This window comes from Pseudarthrobacter sp. NPDC058362 (assembly GCF_042723515.1).
Taxonomy (GTDB): Bacteria; Actinomycetota; Actinomycetes; order Actinomycetales; family Micrococcaceae; genus Arthrobacter.
Genome location: NZ_JBHXIW010000006.1, coordinates 33,885 through 53,038, shown reverse-complemented (window position 1 = coordinate 53,038; position 19,154 = coordinate 33,885). Strand labels below are relative to the sequence as shown.

General features: G+C 66.7%; 16 protein-coding genes. 5 read left to right on the top strand and 11 right to left on the bottom strand.

The annotated features are described in order from the left end of the window. Positions 1-9: 9 nt before the first annotated feature. The 3 genes from ACFWIX_RS12525 to ACFWIX_RS12515 form a co-directional block, all read right to left on the bottom strand. Positions 10-258 carry a hypothetical protein gene (locus ACFWIX_RS12525; protein ID WP_377216453.1) on the bottom strand — a complete coding sequence of 83 codons (249 nt, stop codon included), beginning with the start codon at positions 256-258 and terminating at the stop codon, positions 10-12. Positions 259-337: 79 nt separating this feature from the next. Continuing rightward, positions 338-1,153 carry an HAD family hydrolase gene (locus ACFWIX_RS12520; protein ID WP_377216452.1) on the bottom strand — a complete coding sequence of 272 codons (816 nt, stop codon included), beginning with the start codon at positions 1,151-1,153 and terminating at the stop codon, positions 338-340. 19 nt (positions 1,154-1,172) lie between these two features. Next, a complete protein-coding gene (locus ACFWIX_RS12515) occupies positions 1,173-2,687 on the bottom strand; it encodes a multicopper oxidase family protein (protein ID WP_377216451.1) in 1,515 nt (504 codons plus the stop codon). 106 nt (positions 2,688-2,793) lie between these two features. On the opposite strand from ACFWIX_RS12515, the gene ACFWIX_RS12510 reads away from it, so the two are divergent. Beyond that, the gene (locus tag ACFWIX_RS12510) at positions 2,794-3,657 is read left to right on the top strand and encodes a F510_1955 family glycosylhydrolase (protein WP_377216450.1); all 864 of its coding nucleotides are present in this window, start codon (positions 2,794-2,796) and stop codon (positions 3,655-3,657) included. 74 nt (positions 3,658-3,731) lie between these two features. Here the strand turns inward: ACFWIX_RS12510 and ACFWIX_RS12505 are convergent, their stop codons facing one another. The 7 genes from ACFWIX_RS12505 to ACFWIX_RS12475 form a co-directional block, all read right to left on the bottom strand. Then, positions 3,732-5,363, bottom strand: coding sequence for an APC family permease (locus tag ACFWIX_RS12505; RefSeq protein ID WP_377216449.1), 1,632 nt, complete (start codon positions 5,361-5,363; stop codon positions 3,732-3,734). A gap of 126 nt (positions 5,364-5,489) precedes the next feature. Beyond that, positions 5,490-7,043, bottom strand: coding sequence for an aldehyde dehydrogenase family protein (locus ACFWIX_RS12500; RefSeq protein WP_377216448.1), 1,554 nt, complete (start codon positions 7,041-7,043; stop codon positions 5,490-5,492). A 31-nt stretch (positions 7,044-7,074) separates the two neighbouring features. Further along, positions 7,075-8,778, bottom strand: a complete 1,704-nt coding sequence (gene betA, locus ACFWIX_RS12495; RefSeq protein WP_377216447.1) for a choline dehydrogenase — start codon at positions 8,776-8,778, stop codon at positions 7,075-7,077. Positions 8,779-8,934: 156 nt separating this feature from the next. Then, on the bottom strand, positions 8,935-9,528 hold the full coding sequence (locus ACFWIX_RS12490; protein ID WP_377216446.1) for a TetR/AcrR family transcriptional regulator: 594 nt from the start codon (positions 9,526-9,528) through the stop codon (positions 8,935-8,937). Between the two features lie 9 nt (positions 9,529-9,537). After that, positions 9,538-10,266, bottom strand: coding sequence for a Pr6Pr family membrane protein (locus ACFWIX_RS12485; RefSeq protein WP_377216445.1), 729 nt, complete (start codon positions 10,264-10,266; stop codon positions 9,538-9,540). Positions 10,267-10,341: 75 nt separating this feature from the next. Then, on the bottom strand, positions 10,342-11,280 hold the full coding sequence (locus tag ACFWIX_RS12480; protein ID WP_377216444.1) for a carbohydrate kinase: 939 nt from the start codon (positions 11,278-11,280) through the stop codon (positions 10,342-10,344). A 33-nt stretch (positions 11,281-11,313) separates the two neighbouring features. Next, positions 11,314-12,117 carry an alpha/beta hydrolase gene (locus tag ACFWIX_RS12475; RefSeq protein ID WP_377216443.1) on the bottom strand — a complete coding sequence of 268 codons (804 nt, stop codon included), beginning with the start codon at positions 12,115-12,117 and terminating at the stop codon, positions 11,314-11,316. Positions 12,118-12,344: 227 nt separating this feature from the next. Here ACFWIX_RS12475 and ACFWIX_RS12470 point away from each other — a divergent pair, with 227 nt between their 5' ends. Continuing rightward, positions 12,345-13,895, top strand: coding sequence for an APC family permease (locus ACFWIX_RS12470; RefSeq protein WP_377216442.1), 1,551 nt, complete (start codon positions 12,345-12,347; stop codon positions 13,893-13,895). An 84-nt stretch (positions 13,896-13,979) separates the two neighbouring features. On the opposite strand, the gene ACFWIX_RS12465 is transcribed toward ACFWIX_RS12470, so the two are convergent. Next, positions 13,980-15,383: a flavin monoamine oxidase family protein gene (locus tag ACFWIX_RS12465; protein ID WP_377216441.1), complete on the bottom strand. Its 1,404-nt coding sequence runs from the start codon at positions 15,381-15,383 to the stop codon at positions 13,980-13,982. Positions 15,384-15,532: 149 nt separating this feature from the next. Between ACFWIX_RS12465 and ACFWIX_RS12460 the strand changes: the two genes are divergently transcribed. The 3 genes from ACFWIX_RS12460 (at position 15,533) to ACFWIX_RS12450 (ending at position 19,151) form a co-directional block, all read left to right on the top strand. Continuing rightward, on the top strand, positions 15,533-16,222 hold the full coding sequence (locus tag ACFWIX_RS12460) for a TetR/AcrR family transcriptional regulator (RefSeq protein WP_377216440.1): 690 nt from the start codon (positions 15,533-15,535) through the stop codon (positions 16,220-16,222). A gap of 95 nt (positions 16,223-16,317) precedes the next feature. Further along, a complete protein-coding gene (locus tag ACFWIX_RS12455) occupies positions 16,318-17,409 on the top strand; it encodes an agmatine/peptidylarginine deiminase (protein ID WP_377216439.1) in 1,092 nt (363 codons plus the stop codon). Beyond that, on the top strand, positions 17,406-19,151 hold the full coding sequence (locus ACFWIX_RS12450; protein ID WP_377216438.1) for an amidase: 1,746 nt from the start codon (positions 17,406-17,408) through the stop codon (positions 19,149-19,151). Before ACFWIX_RS12455 ends, ACFWIX_RS12450 begins: the two co-directional genes overlap by 4 nt. The last annotated feature ends 3 nt before the right edge of the window (positions 19,152-19,154 follow it).

Here is a 19,154-nt window from a genome sequence, read left to right as displayed (position 1 = left end):
AGGCGCCGGTCAGGCGTCCCCGCGCCGGATGTCCACGCTGTCGCTGCAGTGCAGGAGCGTGCGGCCGGCTCCGTCGTCCAGGTGGACCCACACGGCCTCGTGGTCGGCCGTTACGGCATCTACGATCCCGCCGGTTTCGAAGCCGGGAGCCAGCTGTACGCGGACCCGGTCGCCCTGCCGGAGCTTCTTCCAGTGCGGCGCCGGCGAGACCTTGCGCACCGGTCCGTCCAGCGTATGGCGTTTGACGCTTCTGCCCATCGTTACCCCCTCATCGATTTCCCTACTCCAAGGTAGGAAGCCAAGATGAACGCGGGGTGAGCGCCAGCTGACAGCAGGCTTATAGTCTGACGCCCAAGGCTGCCAGCCGTTCCTCGAGGACCTGCGCAACGCCGTCGTCATCAAAATGCGGCGCCTGCCGGCCGGCGGCGCGGATCGCCTCCGGGTGGCCACTGGCCATCGCGTACCCGTGCCCTGCCCAGCGGAGCATCTCGATGTCGTTGGGCATGTCGCCGAAGGCCACCACGTCGGCGGCGTCGATCCCCAGGGTCGCTGCGTACCCGGCGAGGGTGACCGCTTTGTTGACGCCGGGTACGGCCAGCTCCAGCATCGCCACGTTGGGCGCGGAGTGGGTGGCGGACGCCAAATGCGCGACGGCGGGGCGCACCTGCGCCAGGAAGTCATCTGCGGTGCCCTCCCGGACAATCGCCAGGAACTTGGCCACGGCTTCGCCGGCGGCGAGCGTCGCGGCCAGCGGGGCGGGCGTGAATTCGCCCAGCAGTTCGCTGGAGCCGTTCTCGATGAAGCCGGGCTCCAGGTGGAAGCCGTCCAGGGTTTCCACGGCGAAGAGAGCCGCGGGCCGAAGCTGCTTGATGATCCGGCGCAGTTCCAGCACGGCGTCGGTGGTCAGGGTGCGGGCGGACACGAGCTTGTCCGCTTCCAGGTCCCACACGACGGCGCCGTTGGAGCAGATCACCCGGCCCGTGTGCCCGAGCTGCTCTTCCAGCGGGTGCAGCCAGCGCGGCGGCCGGCCTGTGACGAAGACAAGCTCGATGCCCGCATCCCGGCAGGCGTGGAACGCGCGGACGGTGCGGGCGCTGATCTTCCCGTCGTGACCCAGGATTGTTCCGTCGATATCGCTTGCTACCAGCCGCATCCTGCCAGTCTACGGGGCATCAGCGGACGTAGCTGAGGACACCCATCATCCCGCTGGCGGCGTGGTAGGCGTTGTGGCAGTGGTACAGCCACTGGCCAGGGTTGTCGGCGTCGAACAGCACGGACACCGTGGCTCCGGGCCGCACAATCACGGTGTCCTTCCGGGCGCCGGACTCGCCGATCTGGAACGTGTGCCCGTGCAGATGCATGGGGTGCCACATCACGCTCGGGTTAATGAAGTCCAGCTGTACGCGGTCCCCTTGCCGGACCGCGAGCGCACCGTCATACGGTGAATCCATGGCGAAGCGGCGGCCGTTGATCCCCCAGTTGTAGCCCATCATCGAACCTGTCAGGCGCACGGCATGGCGGACGGTCACGGGTTTGCGCGGAAGGCGGACGGAAGCCGCGGAGGTGAGGCGGCCGCCGTCGAACACTTCGCCGTTGATGCGGGAGGGCAGGGCGGCGGGTACTGGCTCCCTGCCGCTGCCGGCGCGGATGCGCCCCAGCGCCAGGCCGGCCTTGCCCTCGGGGAGGGCCATCAGCGGGGTCCAGCCGGCAGGCACGGTGAGGAGCGCGTCGATCCGCTCGCCCATGCCAAGCACGACGGCGTCCGCATCCTTGGGCTCCACGGGGAACCCATCGGTGTGGGTCACCGTCAGCCGGGCACCCGGGGCGCCCACCCGGTAGGCGGTGTCCCCGGCGGCGTTGATGATCCGCAGCCGGACCCGGTCCCCTGGCCTTGCGGCGAGGGTGTCCGGGTCCGCCGGGACCCGGCCGTTGAACAGGTGCAGCGGGTAACGGACGTCCCCCGCGTCCCCGCCAAGGAACGGGCTTACCGAACCCATGGCCATGTGTCCGCCGCGCATCATGGAGCCCATGCCCTGGTTCAACTCGGCCAGGACCTCCTCCGGGCTGCCGGTGACGCCGTCCAGCCAGTCGTCCAGGAGAATGACCCACTCGTGGTCGTAGTCCTTGCGCTCGTCCGGGTCGTCAACGATCAGGGCACCGTAGAGTGCGCGTTCACGCTGGAGCTCCATGTGCGAGTGGTACCAGTAGGTTCCCGGGTGGGAGAGCTTGAAACCGTAGTTGAAGCCGGCGCCCGCGGCGGTGGCCTCCTGGGTGAGCTTCTCCACGCCGTCCTGGCTGTTGGCCAAGGCCAGACCGTGCCAGTGGATGCTGGTGGGTTCCGGCAGACGGTTGGCGAGGGCCACCTCCAGCCGATCGCCCACGGAGCCGCGCAGCAGGGGGCCGTTCATGGCCCCGTCGTATCCCCAGGTGGACAGCGTCCCGCCCGCTGCGGCGGCGCCGAGGTCCGCGGCGAAGGGAGCGGCGGTCAGTGCCGCCGTAACCGTCTTGCCGCTGGATGGGCGCGCGTCCTCGGCCGCGCGGACGGCCGCATCACCGGCGTAGATGCGCTGGCCCCCGGACCGGCCGGAAGGCGTGCAGGCGGTGAGGAGGGCGGCGGAGGCGGCGGCAACGGAGAGTCCCAGGAAGTCGCGCCGCTGCAGGATGGTGTGCGGTGTGGAGGAGTTCATGGCACTTTCATCGTCCGTGGTTTACGGTTCCGCGGGCAGTGCCATAGGTCCTGAACGCACCGCCCCCGCCGCAAGGGCCGCACCGGGCCCCGATAGGCTTGTCCCCATGTCTAACCCCACGCTCCGTCTGCGCGCCGCCGGTAGCGCGGCAGCCGCCGTCGTCCTTGCCCTTTCCCTCGCCGCCTGCGCTCCCGGGGCTGCGCCCGAGAGGACAACAACGTCAGCCGCGCAGTCCGCGCTGCCCAGTGCGCACGTCCACGGACTAAGCGTGGGCGCGGACGGCAAGGTCCTGCTGGCCACGCACGAAGGGCTGTTCGACGTCACCGCCGACCCCGTCAAGGTCGGCCCCACCATCGACCTCATGGGTTTTACCGCCGCCAAGGACCCGGGCACCTTCTACGCATCCGGGCATCCCGGCCATGACTCCACCCTCCCCAACCCGGTTGGCCTGATCCGCAGCACGGACGGCGGCGCCACCTGGGAGGAAGTCTCGCGGCAGGGCGAGTCCGATTTCCACACGTTGACCACCACCAAGTCCGGAATCGCCGCCTTCGACGGGACGCTCCGCATCAGCAAGGACGGCTCCACCTGGGAGGCGGTGAATGCCGGGTTCGCCCCCGCCGCGCTGGCCGGTAACCCGGAATCCGACACCGTCCTGGCCACCACCGAGGCGGGCATCCAGCGCTCCACGGACGGCGGCCGGACATGGGCGCTGCAGGAGGGCGGGCCGGTGATCCAGTTCGCCGCGTTCGCCGGCGGGCTGGACGCGGTGGGCGTGGAGCCCAACGGAACAGTGCACACCTCGTCCGACGGCGGCACCGCGTGGGCACCTAAGGGACGTCTGGAGGGCCAGGTCATGGCTGTCGCCGCCACGGGTTCCGGCGACAGCCTGCGCATCTTCGCTGCGACGTCCACCGGGGTATTCGTATCGGACGACGGCGGAGCCTCCTTCCAGCCCCACGGCGACTGACCCAGGGAAAGGCATCCCTTCGCGAATCACCACCGCGAAGGGATGCCCTTTCCTGTGCGCTGCAGGTGCAGAACCTAGGAGCCGGTGCCTGCCCTTGATGCAACACCATGGCCTGCCGTGGACGACACGAGCTGGATTCCAGCCGAAGGTTCAGCCTCTACGGGACCTCTGGACAGGGGCACGACGGCTGCCGCGGCGTGCTCGGCGAGGACACCTGTCTGGTGCCGAAGCTTCAAGCGGTACATCAGGACCCCGGTAATGGTGACTGCGGCGACGAAGATAACCCCGCCCCACTGCAGGTACCACTCGAACGGTGGCACCGAGTTGTAGATCTCCGGCCGCGGCCAGATCAGGTTCAGCGTCATGGCACCGCCCCAGACCACGGCAAGGACATTCACCGGCAGTCCCCATTTGCCCAGGCTGAAGCCGGGCTCCGTGCCGTCGTCGGACAGCGGCCACTTCTTTGCCAGGCGGTTACGGAGCATGGGTACGGTCACCAGCAGGTAGGAGAGGTAGATCAGGACGATGCTGATGCTGGAGAGGATGGTGAAGATGGCTGGCTGGGAAACGTTCACGATCAGCGGGATGACCGCGATGATTCCGATCACGATGGCGGCGACAGTGGGAGTCTTCCGGACCGGATGCACTTTGCCCAGGTGGCGGCTGAACGGAAGGTTGTTGTCGCGGGCCATTGCAAACATCATGCGGATGGCGGCGGCGTGGACGGCCAGCGTGCAGACCATAACGGCCACCACGATGCAGACCAGGAACGCCTTGCCGAACGGGCCTCCCAACACGGAGAGCACAATGTACTGCAGCCCACCATCGGCGGAGCCAAGCTTGGGATCGCTGAGGTCCGGAGCGGCCAGGAGGCCCGTGAGCAGGATCAGTCCGCCTAATACGAAAGAGGCCGTGATGGCCCGCAGGATTGCCCTGGGCGCGGTACGCTTCGGGTCCTTGGTTTCCTCACCCAATGAACTGGCGGTGTCAAAGCCGTACATCACGTAGCCCGATGCCATGGCGCCGATGATGAACACTCCGAAGAAGCCCAGCGGGTGGTCTTCCCCGAATCCCTTGGCTTCGAAGAGCACGCCGGGGCCGCGGAGCATGTGCCAGCCGAGGGCCAGGATCAGCAGCACAGCGGCCGCAAGTTCAACGAACACGCCCACGCTGTTGATCTTGGTCATGAGTTTCACGCCGAAGGCGTTGATAAGGGTGGAGATCCCGATCATGATGCTCGCGAGCAGGACGCCGTTGACGGCGTAGTCGTAGGGGCCCGTACCATCGCCAATGACCTGGAACCCGGACCAGATCTGCGGCAGGGTGAGCTGCAGGGCAAGGGCTACGGCGCCCAGCGCCACAATGGAGGAAATCAACAACAGCCACCCTGCCAGCCAGGCAAAGGTACCGGAGGAGAGCCGTTTGGCCCAGTTATACACTGAACCTGCCACGGGGTAGCGTCCCGCCAGTTCCGCGAAGCACAAGGCCACCATCAGCTGTCCGGCGAAAACAAGCGGCCAGGACCAGGCGTAGGCCGGGCCGGCCATGGCGAAACCAAAATAGAACAGCTGAAAAACGCCCGTGAGGATGGAGATGTAGCTGACTCCGGCCGCGAAACTGGCGAATTTGCCGATGCTGCGGTCCAGGGTCTGGGCATAACCGAACTGGTCCATGCCGCTTGAATCAGTACTCTTGCTGGGTTCCATCAATTGAACTCCTAAGTCAGAAAAGCACGACGGTGATGACCTGCGGCCGCCATTGGACGCAGGTGAAACACTCGGCCAGGGCGCCGCGCCGTTGCGGCGCCCTGGCGTTTCCCCCAATGCTGTTGCCTAGTCGGCGTCGGCCGCCTCCACTTCCTCCGGCAATGAGCCGAACCAGCCGCTGGGCGCGGGCTGGATGTTCTGCCAGATGTGCTTTGCCTCCCGGTACTCATTAAGGCCTGCCTGGCCAAGTTCACGCCCGATACCGGACTTCCCGAAACCGCCCCACTCCGCCTGGGGAACATACGGGTGGTAGTCGTTGATCCATACAGTTCCGTGCCTCAGCGCGGCTGCGACGCGTTGCGCCTTCGACGCGTCCGACGTCCAGACTGCCCCGGCCAGGCCGTACTCCGTGTCATTGGCGATGGCCACGGCCTCGTCCTCGGTCCGGAATGTCTCGACGGTCAGCACCGGGCCGAATGACTCCTCCCGCAGCACGCTCATGCCGGAGCGGCAGTTGCCGAGCACGGTGGGCGGGTAGAAGAAGCCGTCCGCGAGCGGTCCCTCGTGCGGGATATAGCCGCCGCACAACAGCTCAGCGCCCTCCGCGATGCCGGCCTGGACATAGGCGTGGACCTGGTCGCGGTGCTTGGCGGAGATGAGCGGCCCCGTCTCGGCGTCGGGATCGAATGGCCCGCCCATCCGGATCTTTTGCGCCCGCTCCACCACTTCAGCCACGAAGCGCTCTGCGATCGACTCTTCGACGACGAGCCGCGCCCCTGCCGAGCAGACCTGGCCGGAGTGCAGGAACACCGCAGTCAGGGCGTTGTCGACGGCGGCGTCCCAGTCCGCGTCAGCGAAGACGACGTTGGGGTTCTTTCCGCCGAGCTCGAAGGCGACGCGCTTCACCGTCTCCGCGGCGGCGGCCATGATGGTCTGGCCGGTGGCCAGGCTGCCGGTCAGGGAGACGAGGTCGACGCGCGGGTCGGAGCTGAGCGGGCCGCCCACCTTCGACCCGCTTCCGGTCACCAGGTTTGCGACGCCGGCGGGAACCCCGGCTTCCGCAAGGGTCTCCATGAGCAGGACGGCGGTGGAGGGCGTGAGCTCGCTGGGTTTGAGCACGAAAGAGTTCCCCGCGACAAGCGCCGGGGCCACCTTCCAGGCGGCCTGGAGGAGCGGGTAGTTCCACGGGGCAATCAGGGAACAGACGCCCAGCGGCTCGTACACCACGCGGCTGATGGCATTCGCGCGGCCGGTGTCGATCACCCGCCCAGCATCCAGGCCGGCGATCTTGCCGTAGTACCGGAAGCACGCGGCAATATCGTCGATGTCGTATTCGGCTTCGACGAGGCGCTTGCCGGTGTCGAGCGCCTCGGCCCGGGCGTAGGCGGCCTTGTCCCGCTCCAGCAGTTCCGCCACGCGGAGCATGACCGCCCCGCGTTCAAGGTCGGTGAGCCGGCGCCAGGGGCCGCCGTCGAACGCTGCACGTGCACTGGCGATGGCCCGCTCCGCGTCCTCCGGCGTCGACTTGGCGACAACTGCGACGTCAATGCCGTCCGCAGGACAGCGCACGACTGTTGTGCCGCCGTCGGACGCCTGCTGCCAGGCGCCGTCGATGTACAGGCCCTTGATGGTGTCCTGCGCTTGGCCTGCCTGGTGTGCCTGCTCAACAGTGGCTGTCATGGTTGCTCCTTTTCCTGTGCATCAATCATGCCTAGGCCCTGCCTGCCGGGGCAGCGGCGGCATTCCGCTGCAGCGGGCTGATGCCATGCCGGTAGAACTCCGCCTGCTGCGGCGCCAAGGGTGCCTTGCCGGCGATCAGGTCCGCTGCCTTTTCGGCGAGCATCATCACGGGTGCGTAGATGTTGCCGTTGGTGACATAGGGCATGGCGGACGCGTCGACTACGCGGAGGCCGCGCGTGCCGTGCACGGTCATGTCCAGGGGATTAACCACGGCCATCGGATCGGAGTCCGGGCCCATCTTGGCGGTGCAGGACGGGTGCAGCGCCGTCTCGGCGTCGCGGGCAACCCAGTCAAGGATCTCGGCATCGGTCTGCACCGCACGGCCGGGCGAGAGTTCGCCGCCGTTGAAGGGGCTCATGGCGGACTGGCCCAGGATGTCGCGGGCCACGTGGATGGCCTCGACCCATTCGCGGCGGTCCTGGTCCGTGGACAGGTAGTTGAACACCATGGACGGGTGCACCGTGGGGTCGGTGGACTTGATCTTGAGGGTGCCGCGGGCGTCCGAGTACATGGGCCCGATGTGCACCTGGTAGCCGTGCTTGGCGTCCGCCTTCTGGCCGTCGTAGCGGACGGCGACCGGGAGGAAGTGGAACATCAGGTTCGGGTACGCCACATCCTCGTTGGAGCGGACGAAACCGCCGCCCTCGAAGTGGTTGGTGGCGGCCGGGCCCTTCCGGCCGAAGAGCCACTGCATGCCGATCCAGGGCATGCGCCAGAGGTCCAGGGCCGGCTGCATGGACACCGGCTGGGTGCAGGCGTGCTGGATGTAGACCTCCAGGTGGTCCTGCAGGTTTTGTCCGACGCCGGGCAGGTTGACTACCGAGTTGATGCCCAGGGTGTTCAGGTGGGCGGCGTCGCCGACGCCGGAGAGCTGGAGCAGCTGCGGGGTGTTGATGGCGCCGCCGGCCAGGATTACCTCACCCGCGTTCACCTGGTGGGTCTTGCCGTTGCGGCGGTAGGTGACGCCGGTGGCCACGCTGCCCGTGAAGTTGATCTTGGTGGCCATCGCCCGCGTCAGCACGGTCAGGTTCTTCCGGCCGCGGCTGGGCCGCAGGTAGGCGCGGGACGCGGAGAGCCGCTGACCCTTGTGCACGTTGCGGTCGAACGCGGCAAAGCCTTCCTGGCGGTAGCCGTTGACGTCGTCGGTCAGCGGGTAGCCGGCCTCCTGTGCGGCGGAAAAGAACGCCTGGAACAGCGGGTTTGTGGCGGGACCGCGTTCCAGGACCAGCGGGCCATCGTGTCCGCGGAGTTCATCGTCCGGGTCGGCTGCGAGCGCGTTTTCCATCCGGTTGAAGTACGGCAGGCAATGCGCAAAGTCCCAGCTCTCCATGCCGGGATCGGCGCCCCATCGCTCGTAGTCGAGGGGGTTTCCGCGCTGGAAGATCATGCCGTTGATCGAGCTTGAGCCGCCCAGGACCTTGCCGCGGGCGTGTGCCACGCGGCGGCCGCCCATGTAGGGCTCCGGGTCCGACTCGTAGCGCCAGTCATAAAGGGGATTCCCGCTGGGGAAGGTCAGTGCGGCGGGCATCTGGATAAAAAGGTCCCAGGGGTAGTCGCTGCGCCCCGCTTCGAGGACCAGGACGCTGCTCTGGCCCCCTTCGCTCAGCCGGTCGGCGAGGACGGACCCCGCACTTCCGCCGCCCACGATGACGTAGTCGTAGCTGTTTCTTGTCATGCTGCAGACTCCTTCTAGCTGACCTCAGCCGATGTGGTGCAGGTCATATCCAAGGAGATTAGTGCACCTTGAACAAGTGTTCAATAGGAAAACTGGACAAGTGTTCAAATTTTTTCGGGCACGGCAAAGTCGCGTGGAAACTGCAACTGTTATTCACTACGCCGCGAAGGCGATCTCCTCCGTGCGGGCGATGCTCCGGCGGATCGATTCCTTGTCCACACCAAGGAGCGCAGTGAGCCACATGCCGTTCTGCAGGACAACGATGTCGGCAGCCCGCTCCCTGCATTCTTTGGCGGACAGCTGCGGCTTGGCATTCCCGATCAGCGCCGCAAGCCCGTCCAGGTATCGGTCGAACGCCGCGGCATTGATCAGGGCGAAATCGTCGTCCGCCTTCGCGAGCGCCCACAGATGGAGGCGCAGGGACAGGTAGCGCGTGGTCAAGAGGTCCGGACCCGCGACACGGTGGAGTGCATTCCGGAGCTGCTCGTCCGGGGGCAGTGCAGGGTCCGGCGCAACCAGTGCGAGGTCGTGCTTGTCAACACTGTGCAATGCCGCGCGGATCAGGCTCGACTTGTCCTCGTAGTAATAGTTCACCAGGCCGAGGGCGACTCCCGCTTCGCGCGCCACCGCGCGCATGCTGACACCAGAGATCCCGTGGCGCGACAGCAGTTCCAGCGCTGCTTCAAGAATGCGCGACTGCCTGTCGACCTGCCCGCCCTGTTCGCGGGAATTCACGGTACCTGTATCCACCCGGCCAGCCTATGGTGAAAGCGACGCCGGTGCATCCCGGGACCCAAGGCCACCATGCCCGGCGCGAAGGTTTCCGGCCAGGTGCACCAGGAGGCCGGCCAGGAGGAACGCGAAAAGTACTTCCGCCGTTGTGATGAGGACGGCCGACCAGCCACCTTCGAGGGTCGGATCAAGGAAGTCATAGACGTACCAGCCATCCATGCCGCCGCGCAGCCAGGAAAAGACGAGGAAAGCGGTGGGGTAGCCCAACCACGCCAGGGGACGCCACCACGCGCCGCGGGCAGTCTTGGTCACCAGCAGCCAGTCCAGCGCAACGAACACGGGTGCCAGCCGGTGGTGCGCCATCTGCGGCCAGTAGAGGTCCCAGCTCCACCAGGGCTCGTTTGCAGGGGCTATCAGGACGATGTAGATGATGCCGGTCATCACCAGATAGAGGACGAGGGCGCCGAACAGGTGGTCCCACCACTGCGGCAATCCTGCCCTTGGCCGCGCGGCGGAAACCAGGAGCACAAGTCCAAGGACGAGGTTCGCCTGCACCGTGAATTCCGAATAGAGCTGGGCGATGTCCACATCGTTGCCTGGCAGCGTCGCATCGTAGGTCTTCTGGATGATGGCCACGAGCACGAAGATACCGACGGCGGCGCGCAGCAGGCGGACCCAGAGACGGTCCGGGTGCAAGGCATAGTTAGCGGACGGATGGCGTTCGACAGCGGGGGGCAGTGCCAGTTCACCGGTCATCTGCCCAGCATGGGCGCCTTGGCGGACCAGCGATAGGGCCGTTGGGCCCGCAGGCCTTAGGGACAGCCTCCCCGGCTACTCCACGGGAACGCCGTTCATCTCCGCCCGCGTGGGCGGATTCGCCCCTGGGCGCGACACGGTCACCGCAGCAGCCTTGGCCGCATGCGCCAGCAGCTCCCCCAGGCCCTCCGCCGGAAGTTCCCGCAGGTCCTTGCGGTTCTGGGCCCCGTCCAGGCCGCGGTCCACCAGTCCGGAGAGCAGCGCCGCCATGAAGGAATCCCCCGCACCCACGGTGTCCGCCACCTGCACGCGTGGCGCCGCGGCGTGCGCTTCCCCGGCCGCGGTGATACCCCACGGGCCCGCGGAGCCGCGCGTCACCACCACCATGGCCGGCCCTTCCGAGCCGCCCAGCTTGAGCCAGCGGCGTGCGGATTCCAGCGGATCCTGGCCCGGGTAGAGCCACTCCAGGTCCTCGTCCGAAGCCTTCACCACGTCCGCCAGCGTGACGAACTTTTCCGCCTGCCTCCGGGCATAATCCACGTCCGTGATGATGCTAGGCCGGCAGTTCGGATCAAAGCTGATGGTGGCGTGCGGATGGGCGAATTCGACGGCGGCAAGTACCTCTTTGGCCCCCGGCGCCAGCATCGTCGCAATGGATCCGGTGTGCAGCAGGGTGGTTCCCTGCAGCATGAAGGCGAGCCGCTCGGGCAGGCCGGGAAGCTCCCAGGTGAGGTCGAAGGTGTAGGTGGCGGCGCCGTCGTCGTCAATCAGGGCGGTGGCCACGCTCGTGGGGAGGTCATCGGCACCCATCGGAAGCATCACCGAGCTGGAGCGGAGATGCGCGGCCACGGAGTCGCCGTACGCGTCGCGTCCGTAGCGGCCGATGAACTGTACGGGGTGGTCAAGGCGGGCCAGCCCCACCGCGACATTGAGCGGACTGCCGCCCACGTGCGCCTCAATTCCGGAAGCGCGCTGGACAACGTCAACAAGGCCTTCGCCGATCACTGTGAGCATGGACATACTCTGCCAGAATTCGCGTTTCGGGGCTTACGTTAAGAGCTCCCGGACCAGCTCCCGGCACGTCCGGTATGCCTCCGCGGTAGGGTCGATCAGCGCGAAGTGGTCCCCCGGGACGATTACCAGCCGCGCGGGGACCCCGCCGGCTGCGCCCGCCGCAACGTAGGTGGCGGACAGCGCGAGGGGGACGTCGGCGTCGTCCTCGGCATGGACGGCCACTACCGGCACGTCCAGCGGCAGCGCGGCCATGGGGTCCGCGCTGCGGTACCGTTCCGGAACGGCCGACGACGGCCCGCCCAGCAGGTTGGCCACGGCACCATCGCTGAGGTTCAGCTCCTCCGCCAGCGCCAGGTTGAGCACGCCCGACTGGCTGACCACGCCGGTGAGGCGGACGCCGTGTTCCGCCTGCTGCCCGGCCGCCCAGACGGCGAGATGTCCGCCGGCAGAATGTCCCAGCGCCACCACCCGGCCCAGGTCCAGGCCGTGCCCGTCCGCGAGGTCCCGGAGCTTGCCGATCCCGGCCAGGATGTCTTGGAACGTGGCGGGCCAACCGCCGCCATTGCCGGCGCGCCGGTATTCCAGGTTCCATGCGGGGATGCCTTTGCGGGCCAGGTCCAGGGCCAACGGCTCGCCCAACTCCGCACCGTAGCGGGAGCGCCAGTAGCCGCCGTGGATCACGACGGCGACGCCGCGCGGGCGCTCGGCCCCTTCCCCGGTGCCGGGGAAGAAAAGTTCGCCCCATTGGCTGGGATCCGGTCCGTAGCTGTACCGGTGGCGTTGGAGTGGGGTTGCGGTGATGGGGTCCTCCCTGGCTAAGTGACAGAGCTTCTCCATTTGATCATTGAGGGCGGGACCCGCTCGAGCCGTCGGCCGGCCTGTCTCAAATGAACTTTATTCATTTTTAGCTTGCCTCACGCCCCCACCCAGTCAATACTAAATGAACGTCCTTCATTTAGTGACGGCCGTCTCATGCAACATTCGCGACGGTTGCGTCCCACGGCACCCCTCAGCAGCAAACTGCTGTTTCATGGAGCTGTGCCGATACCCAGAAAGGGAGCGACATGACCCAAAGCATCCGCACCAACTCCGGCGGCAACGGAGCCGCCGTGGCCCCAGCGCCGCACGGCATTAGTCCGAAAGGACTGAAAGGCGGGCAACTCGGCCTCCTAGCCGTCGTCGTCATTGGAATCTCCACGATCGCCCCGGCGTATACGCTGACGAGCGCGCTGGGCCCCACCATCAATGAAGCCGGGCTCCAACTGCCCGTCATCTTCCTCATCGGGTTCATCCCCATGATCCTGGTATCCCTGGCCTACCGCGAGCTCAATGCCGACTCGCCGGACAGCGGCACCACCTTCACCTGGGTCACCAAGGCGTTCGGTCCGTGGGTGGGATGGATGGGCGGGTGGGGCCTGCTCGCCGCGAACATCATTGTGCTGTCCAATCTTGCAGCGGTGGCCGTCGACTTCTTCTACCTCTTCATGGCGCAACTTACGGGCCTGCCGGGACTGGCAGACCTTGCAGCAAACAAGCCCCTCAACATCGCGACGTGCTTCGTCTTCGTGGCGCTGGCCGCCTGGGTGAGCTACCGGGGGCTGCACGCCACCAAGGTGGTGCAGTACGGACTCGTGGGTTTCCAGTTGCTGGTGCTCGGGATGTTTGTCGCCATGGCATTCGCCAACTGGAACTCGTCCGCAACGTCCATCCCGTTCAGCTGGGAATGGTTCGACGTTACAAGGATCGAGACGTTCGGCCAGGTCGCAGCAGGCATCTCGCTGTCCATCTTCGTTTACTGGGGCTGGGACGTGTGTTTGACCGTTAATGAGGAAACAGCCAACGGCAAGAAGACGGCCGGCGTCGCCGGAACCCTCACCGCCGTTATTGTCCTTGGCATCTACCTCCTGGTCAGCATCGCCACCATGATGTTCGCCGGAGTAGGCACCCAGGGCCTGGGCCTGAACAACGAGGAAAACCACGCGAATATCTTCACGGCGCTGGCGTCACCCATCATGGGTCCGTTCGCCATCCTGATGTCCCTGGCCGTGCTGTCCAGCTCCGCGGCCTCGCTTCAGTCCACGTTCACCTCTCCGTCCCGCAGCCTGCTTGCCATGGCGCACTATGGCGCACTGCCCGCGCCGTTCAACCGGCTCAGCAGATTCGCGACGCCGGGCTTCGCCACCATAGCGGCCGGGATTCTTTCCGCGGGTTTTTACGCCGTGATGCATGTGGTCAGCGAAAACGTCCTCAATGACACAATCCTTGCCCTCGGCCTGATGATCTGCTTCTACTACGGCCTCACGGCATTCGCCTGCGCCTGGTACTTCCGCAACAGCCTTTTCAGCAGCATCCGCAACTTCGTGTTCCGGCTGGCATGCCCGCTGCTGGGCGGACTCGGCCTGCTGGTGGTGTTCCTGCAGACGGCGGTGGACAGCCTGGCACCGGAATTCGGCAGCGGATCGGAACTCTTCGGAGTGGGGCTGGTCTTCGTGCTCGGCGTCGGCATCCTCGCCCTCGGGGCCGTCTTCATGGTCATCATGTCCCGGCTGCGGCCCGGGTTCTTCCGCGGCGAGACCCTTCGGCAGGACACTCCTGCCTTGGTGGTTCCGGAGTAGATCCAGAGCCACGGCATAAAGCGGGGCCCGTCCGGAGATTCTCCGGACGGGCCCCGCTTTGTTGTTCAGCTGTAGCGGGTCCGGCTAGATTCCTCCCGGAATTCCCGTCATCGCGTCAACGGATGTCCCCGCGACAGCTGAAATCCTCGCGGCGGTGAACTGGCCCATCCGGATAGCGCCGTCCACGTGCTGGTAGCCCTCGGCGGCAAGGTCCGAGGAGCACCAGTAGATGGGGCCAACCGGAGCCAGCTGGTCCTTGCCGTACCGATGAAGCCCTCCCAGGTCGTAACTTGAGGCATACGCACCGCGGGTCCATTCCTCGGAGGCCCAGTCGGATTCGTAGTAAACCTCGGGCTCCAGGGCCTCGGCGCCCAGGAAACCGGCAATGGACTCCAGGATGGCCCCCTTGCGCTCGTCGGCACCCAATTCGAAGACGGCGTCGGCTTTTTCGTCCGAAACGAAACCCACCAGCGTCCCGCGCGCATCCCCGTGATTGGTGTTGTCGTACACCTCCTGGACCAGAGATCCGGCACCGAAGCAGGTGCCGGAAAGCCCGGAGTTCCGCCAGAAGGGCGTCCGGTAGACCGCATGCACCTTAATCACCAGGCCGAGCGACTGATGCTGGTGCATCTGGTGCTGGCGCCGCGGCAGCGGCGGGTCGAAGGATACGCGGGAGTACAGGTTGGGCGGCACGGCCATGATGACAAAGCGGGCGTTGACGGTGGCGCGGTCGGACATGACGGTGACGCCGGCGCTGTCCCCCCCGCCCCACCGGATGGTGCGGACGGGACTGTCCAGGACGACGTCGTCCGCCAACTCCTCCGCCTGGAGCAGCGAGACCTGTTGCATCCCGCCCACCACGCGCCGGTCCAGGATGAAATCCTCATCCGTGAGATGGCTGAAGGAGCCTGCCGACGCGGCCATCAGCACGGCCTGCAGGGCGGAGAAGGAGTGCGCCGGTTTGGTCAGCATGCCGCCGGCAACGAACAGGCCGATGTTGTTGCACGCCTCCTCGCTGTCCGACTGCGCACGCAGCCACTGGTGGAAGGAGATGGTGTCCAGTTCGCGGGCTTTGGGATGGGCCCATGGCTCTGCCGCGCCGATTTCGGCGGCCAGGGCATCCAGCAGCCCGGTCAGCCGTGCCATTTCGACTGCGGTGGCCGGGTCCACGGGAAACGAACCGCCCGCGTAGCGCACGGGAATGCCGTCCGCGCCGATGTATATCGACTCGCCGCGGCGGTAGCGCGGATAGGTCTCCAGCCCCAGTTCATCCAGCAGTTCGAGGAGCGCGGTCTGGTCCGGCGAAACCCATTGACCGCCTATCTCCAGCACGGCACCATCCACGGTGTCGGTCCAGGTCCGCCCCCCGACGCGGTCGCGCGCCTCCAGCACGGCAACGGTAAGGCCGGCCCGCCTGAGCTCGCGTGCAGCTGTAAGCCCCGACGGTCCCGCTCCGACGACCACGACGTCTCGGTTCAGGTTCAGCATGATGTCCTCTCTGCAGCCCACACAGCGTGGGTCCAAGTCGATGAATGCCAACTAAATGAACGGCGTTCATTATTTAGCGTAGCCGCTTCCTGGCCCGACCGGAAGGCGGCGGGTGGAATAATGCAGGAACCACCACAGAAAGGGCCGTAATGCCTGCAGTACCTGCTGCCCAAGGACCCTCCACCGACACCCCGGGCGGCGGAAAACGGCGTGCCGGCCGGCCCTCCGCGGCAGTCCTGGACAAAGCCGGAATTACGGTGGCAGCACTGAAGCTCGTCAAGCGCAAGGGTTACGACGGGCTCACCATGGCCGCCCTGGCCAAGGAGCTGGACGTGGCCCCGTCCGCCCTCTATAACCACGTGGCGGCAAAGCGCGACGTCCTCCTTCTCGTGGAGGACCATCTCGCGTCACTGGTGGATGTTTCCCTGTTCGGCACGGCGCCCTGGAGTGACGCCGTGCGCGGCTGGGCGTGGAGCTACCGCAATGTTTTTGCGGAACATACCCCACTGATTCCGGTGATCGCAGTCCTGCCCGTCACCGACGCACCGCAGACGCTGGCCATGTACGAAACCGTCACCCGAGGATTCGCCGATGCGGGGTTCCCCGAGGATCGGATCGTGCCGTCCATCGTGGCTCTTGAGTCCTTTATCTTCGGATCCGCCTACGACGTGACCGCACCGGCGGACATCTTTGACCCGGGCTCCATGGCGGAGTCCACCCCGCACTTCACCGCCGCCGTACGCAGCGCGGCCCACTCAGGCGGCAAGTCGGCGGATGCCGCCTTCACACTCGGACTCGAAGCCCTGATCGACGGCCTCGCCGCACTCCTGCCCGCGTAACCGGACCACCAGAACACCCAGCTCCCGGCCCTTCCTTGCATCCCGGCCGCCTCATGCTGCACTATAAATGAACGTCATTCATTTATAGTGCAGCAATGAAGCTGCACCATTCCGATACGAGGACTTTCCGAACCATGGAGCCCATTTCACCCGCAGCGCCCCTGATGCCCGCCGAATGGCATCCTCACACCCGGACCTGGATGGCATTTCCGCCAGCCAACGCCACGTTCGGTACGGCCGGCAGCAGCACGCTGGCAAGAGCCCGCAACGCCTGGGGAACCGTTGCCAGGACCTTGGCCCGGTACGAGCCGGTCACTGTGGTGGCGCGCCCAGCCGATGCCGAGACCGCACGCACCGAACTGGGCGGCGACATCGCCGTCGTCGAAACGCCTCTCGATGATGCGTGGCTGCGGGACTCCGGCCCTACTTTCGTGCTCGGGGAGGGAGGACAAGTTGCGGCCGTCGATTGGGTGTTCAACGGGTGGGGAGGCCAGGACTGGGCCGCATGGGACAAAGACCGGCGCCTGGCGGCAGTTATCGCCGGCCGGGCCGGCGCCACCGTCCACAGCAGCAGCCTGGTCAATGAAGGCGGCGGCTTCCATGTGGACGGCGAGGGTACAGTCCTGCTGACAGAAACCGTGCAGCTGGACCCTGGCCGCAACCCGGGCGCCACCAAAGCAACGGTTGAGGCGGAAGTCCACGCCCGGCTCGGCACCACCAAAGCCATCTGGCTGCCCCGCGGGCTCACCCGCGACTACGGCCAGTTCGGCACACGCGGACACGTCGACATCGTGGCCGCATTCACAGCACCCGGCACCGTCCTGCTGCACCGGCAGGAGGATCCGCGCCACCCCGACCATCGGGTCACCCGGGAGCTCCGCAGCATCCTCGAGGATGCGGTGGACGCTGCAGGCCGCCGCCTGCGCATCATCGACGTTCCCGCCCCGACAGTCCTGGACGACGGAAGTGGTTTCGTCGACTGGTCCTATATCAACCACTACGTCGCCAACGGCGTTGTGGTGCTCTGCGCCTTTGAAGACCCGAACGACAAGGTGGCCGCGGACATCCTGGCCGAGGCGTATCCGGGCCGCGCGGTGGAACTCGTGGATGCCCGCGATATCTTCGCCTTCGGCGGCGGCATCCACTGCATCACCCAGCAGCAGCCTGCCGGCAGGGGCGCACGATGAGCCACTTCAACGTCGTCGAGTCCTCGATTGCGGAGCTCCGCGATGCCATGGAAACCGGACTCGTGAGCAGCGAGGAGCTGGTCCGCCAATACCTGGCGCGGATCGCGGCATATGACCAGGACGGAATCCGGCTGAACGCCCTGGTGGTCATGAACCCCGATGTCCTCGCCGAAGCGCGGGCATCGGATGGACGACGCGCTGCCGGTGCCCTGTTGGGGCCGTTGGACGGGATACCGTACACGGCGAAGGACAGCTTCCAAGTCCGGGGGCTGACGGTCGCCGCAGGTTCTCCTGCCTTCGAACATCTTGTGGCGCGCACGGATGCCTTCACCATCGAACGGCTCCGGGCGGGCGGAGCGGTGCTGATCGGATTGACCAACATGCCGCCGATGGCCAACGGCGGCATGCAGCGCGGGCTGTACGGGCGGGCGGAAAGCCCCTATAACGCCGAGTACCTGACGGCGGCGTTCGCCTCGGGTTCGTCCAACGGTTCCGGAACCGCGACGGCGGCCAGCTTCGCCGCGTTCGGACTCGGCGAGGAAACCTGGTCCTCCGGCCGGGCCCCGGCCTCCAACAACGCCCTGTGCGCGTACACGCCGTCCCGGGGAGTCATCTCCGTCCGCGGGAACTGGCCACTGGTACCCACCATGGACGTGGTGGTTCCGCATACACGCAGCATGCCGGACCTCCTTGAGGTCCTGGACGTCATCGTCGCCGACGACGGCCGGACCCGCGGTGACTTCTGGCGCACACAGCCCTGGGTGGAGATCCCGACGGCGGACAGCGTGCGGCCTGCTGACTATGCTTCCCTTGCGGTCGCGGACAGGGAGTCGGCCGAACGCGCCCTCGACGGGCGGCGCTTCGGAGTTCCGCGGATGTACATCAATGCCGATCCCGGTGCCGGAACGAACCCGGCACCGGGTTTTGGCGGCCCCACCGGCCAGAAAATCCTTACCAGGCCCTCAGTGCTGGAGCTGTGGCAGCGCCTAAGGGGTGACCTGGAGGCCGCAGGCGCCCAGGTGGTCGAGGTGGATTTTCCCGTGGTCAGCAATTACGAGGGGGACCGCCCCGGTGCACCCACCATCGCCACCCGCGGACTTGTTAGCACGGCATACCTCGAACACGAGCTCTGGGATCTGTCCATGTGGTCCTGGAACGACTTCCTCGACGCCAACGGCGACCCGTCCCTGAACCGCCTTGCCGACGTCGACGGTCCCCGCATCTTTCCGCATCCGGACGGGGCGCTGCCGGACCGCTACGCCGAACTGGATTTCGACCCTGCCGGGTACGTGGAGCGGGCACGCGAATGCGGGATCCCGGCCCTGGAGGACATTCCGCATCTGGCCCAAGGCCTGCGCGGGCTGGAGGAGACCCGGCGGATCGACCTCGAGGATTGGATGGACCGGCTCGGCCTGGACGCCGTCATCTTTCCGGCGGCAGCCGATGTTGGACCTGCGGACGCCGACACAAACGAGGCTTCGGCAGAGCTGGCATGGCGCAACGGCGTATGGGTTGCAAACGGCAACCTGGCGGTCCGGCACCTGGGCATTCCCACCGTCACGGTTCCCATGGGGACCATGGCCGACACTGGCATGCCGGTGGGGCTGACCATCGCCGGACGGGCCTACACCGACAGCACCCTGCTGCACCTGGCCTCGGCCATCGAGGCCACCCGCCAGCGGCGCACCGTTCCGCGCCGGACGCCGCCACTGGGTGGGAATACCACGCTGCCGCCCCGGTGAGCG

What these genes read in the sequence shown, in the direction of transcription:
- ACFWIX_RS12525 (WP_377216453.1), bottom strand. Translation starts at nt 258, where the DNA reads ATGGGCAGAAGCGTCAAACGCCATACGCTGGACGGACCGGTGCGCAAG.
- ACFWIX_RS12520 (WP_377216452.1), bottom strand. Translation starts at nt 1,153, where the DNA reads ATGCGGCTGGTAGCAAGCGATATCGACGGAACAATCCTGGGTCACGAC.
- ACFWIX_RS12515 (WP_377216451.1), bottom strand. Translation starts at nt 2,687, where the DNA reads ATGAACTCCTCCACACCGCACACCATCCTGCAGCGGCGCGACTTCCTG.
- ACFWIX_RS12510 (WP_377216450.1), top strand. Translation starts at nt 2,794, where the DNA reads ATGTCTAACCCCACGCTCCGTCTGCGCGCCGCCGGTAGCGCGGCAGCC.
- ACFWIX_RS12505 (WP_377216449.1), bottom strand. Translation starts at nt 5,363, where the DNA reads ATGGAACCCAGCAAGAGTACTGATTCAAGCGGCATGGACCAGTTCGGT.
- ACFWIX_RS12500 (WP_377216448.1), bottom strand. Translation starts at nt 7,043, where the DNA reads ATGACAGCCACTGTTGAGCAGGCACACCAGGCAGGCCAAGCGCAGGAC.
- betA (WP_377216447.1), bottom strand. Translation starts at nt 8,778, where the DNA reads ATGACAAGAAACAGCTACGACTACGTCATCGTGGGCGGCGGAAGTGCG.
- ACFWIX_RS12485 (WP_377216445.1), bottom strand. Translation starts at nt 10,266, where the DNA reads ATGACCGGTGAACTGGCACTGCCCCCCGCTGTCGAACGCCATCCGTCC.
- ACFWIX_RS12480 (WP_377216444.1), bottom strand. Translation starts at nt 11,280, where the DNA reads ATGCTCACAGTGATCGGCGAAGGCCTTGTTGACGTTGTCCAGCGCGCT.
- ACFWIX_RS12475 (WP_377216443.1), bottom strand. Translation starts at nt 12,117, where the DNA reads ATGGAGAAGCTCTGTCACTTAGCCAGGGAGGACCCCATCACCGCAACC.
- ACFWIX_RS12470 (WP_377216442.1), top strand. Translation starts at nt 12,345, where the DNA reads ATGACCCAAAGCATCCGCACCAACTCCGGCGGCAACGGAGCCGCCGTG.
- ACFWIX_RS12465 (WP_377216441.1), bottom strand. Translation starts at nt 15,383, where the DNA reads ATGCTGAACCTGAACCGAGACGTCGTGGTCGTCGGAGCGGGACCGTCG.
- ACFWIX_RS12460 (WP_377216440.1), top strand. Translation starts at nt 15,533, where the DNA reads ATGCCTGCAGTACCTGCTGCCCAAGGACCCTCCACCGACACCCCGGGC.
- ACFWIX_RS12455 (WP_377216439.1), top strand. Translation starts at nt 16,318, where the DNA reads ATGAAGCTGCACCATTCCGATACGAGGACTTTCCGAACCATGGAGCCC.
- ACFWIX_RS12450 (WP_377216438.1), top strand. Translation starts at nt 17,406, where the DNA reads ATGAGCCACTTCAACGTCGTCGAGTCCTCGATTGCGGAGCTCCGCGAT.